Genomic DNA, 2226 nt, shown 5'->3' on the forward strand with positions numbered 1-2226 from the left:
GCCACCCTCACCGGCCTGACGGCCCTGACCGGCTACCAGTTCTACGTGACCCAGAACTGCGGCGGCGCCAACGGCAATAGCGCCCTCTCCAACGCCGGCGCCTTCACCACCAACCCCAACCCCGCCGCCAACGACGAGTGCGCAACCGCCGTGCCCCTGCCGATAGGTACTTCGTGCACCACGCCGCTGAACGGAACGGTCTTTGGCGCCACGCAAAGCCTGGCCCCCACCGCCAACTGCGGCGGCACCGTGGCCAACGACGTGTGGTACTCCTTTACCGCGACGTCGACGGCTTTGCAGCTCACGACCGGGGCACAGTTTTTTGGGTACTACGATGTGCGGTCGGGGACCTGCGCGGCAACGACCAGCGTGGCGTGCGGAACCCTGGGCACCACCGCTGCGCCCCTGCAGGGCCTCATAGCCGGCCTGACCGTGGGCCAGGTATATTTTGTGCGGATTTATTCGACGGCCGCCACGACGGCGGCGGCCAGCAACTTCACCCTGTGCCTGACGCCCTTGCAGAACTACTGCAACACGGGCCTGGGCGGGGTGTGCGGCGGCAACGACATTACGACCGTGAGCATTACCGGCACAACGCTCAACGCCACGGGCCTCACCTGCACGACCACGGCCGGCCAGGCCTATACCACGTATCCGGCCACGGGAGCCAACACGGCCACGCTGCAAAGCGGGGTGCCGTACCAGCTGAGCGTGACGCTGGGCGCCACCAGCATTGCCTCGGTTTGGATTGACTACAACCACAACCTGATTTTTGAGGCCAGCGAATGGACGCAGCTGACGACCAACGCGGCCACCACGCCTACGCTGGCCACCCTCAACATTCCGACCACGGCCGTGCAGGGCCCCACGGGCATGCGTATTCGCTCGCGCGCCAATGGCAACTCCAACGGGGCGGGCGACGCCTGCACCAACTTTGGCTCGGGCGAAACCAAGGACTTCACCATCACGATTGGGCCGCCCGTGGCCTGCCCCACGGCCAGCAACGTGGCGGTAACGGCCGTGACGCCCACTTCGGCTTCGCTCACCTTTACGAGCAGCGCCTCGGCCGTTTCCTACACCCTGACGCTGACCCCGCAGAACGGCACGCCCAGCACCCGCACGGTGACTGCCGCGCCGGTAAGCCTCTCGCCCCTGCTGCCCGGCACCACCTACACCGTCAGCCTGGTGAGCAACTGCGCGGGCAGCACGACGTCGCCGGCCGTGATACTGACTTTTGCTACGCCGCCCACGCCGCCGGCCAACGACGACTGCGCCGGGGCCATCAACGTGCCCGTTCAGTTTGTGACCTGCACCACCCAGGTGAGCGCCGACAACACGGCCGCGACCTCCACTACGGGCGCACCCGCCCCCACCTGCGCCAACTATAACGGCAACGACATCTGGTTTAAGGTAACGGTGCCGGTGACCGGGTCGGTGACCGTTCAGACGGTGGCCCCCACCGGCGGCAGCAACGTTACGGACACGGGCCTGAGCGTGTATTCGGGCACCTGCGCGGCCCTTACCCAGCTTGACTGCAACGACGATGCAAACGGCAGCCTCTACTCGCAGCTGGTGTTTGCCGGCCGCACGCCGGGCGAAGTGCTCTACATCCGTGTGTGGTCTTACGGCAACAACACGGCCGGCCCGATTGCCGTGTGCGTGACTTCGCCTTCGAACTGCGCGCCCCCCACCGGCCCAAGCGTGGGCACGACCACCAACACTTCTGCCGTGCTTAGCTGGGTGGCCCCGACGGGCGGCTCCGCCGGCAATACCTATGAAGTCGAGTACGGCCCGCAGGGCTTTAACCAGGGCTCCGGCACATTTATTACGGGCCTGACGGCGACGACAACGACCATTGCCAGCCTGATTCCCGCCACGGCCTACTGCTTCTACGTGCGCCAGAACTGCGGCACCACCAACGGCAGCAGCGCCTGGGCTGGCCCCACCTGCTTCACCACGCCGCTCACCGCCCCCACCAACGACGAGCCCTGCGGGGCCATCGGCCTGGGCAGCGGCACGCGCACCGGTACCAACCTGGGCGCTACCACCAGCACCCAGAACGGCATTACCTTCCCCGTGTGCTCGCCCTCGAGCCAGCCCAAGGACGTGTGGTTTGCCTTCACGGCCACGGCCGCCACGGCCTCCTTCGCCCTGACCGGCGCCCCCGCCGGCATGGTGCGCGTGTACGCCTCGCCCAGCTGCTCGGCCGGGCCCTTCACCCTGGTG

At 67.3% G+C, this 2226-nt stretch carries 1 protein-coding gene; it reads left to right on the plus strand.

Going from position 1 to position 2226, the window contains the following annotated elements; translation table 11 throughout:
• A partial coding sequence (locus ACYVHT_RS23235) for a GEVED domain-containing protein (protein ID WP_460557777.1) occupies positions 1–2226 on the plus strand: 2226 nt, incomplete at both ends.

This window comes from Hymenobacter daeguensis (assembly GCF_054780555.1).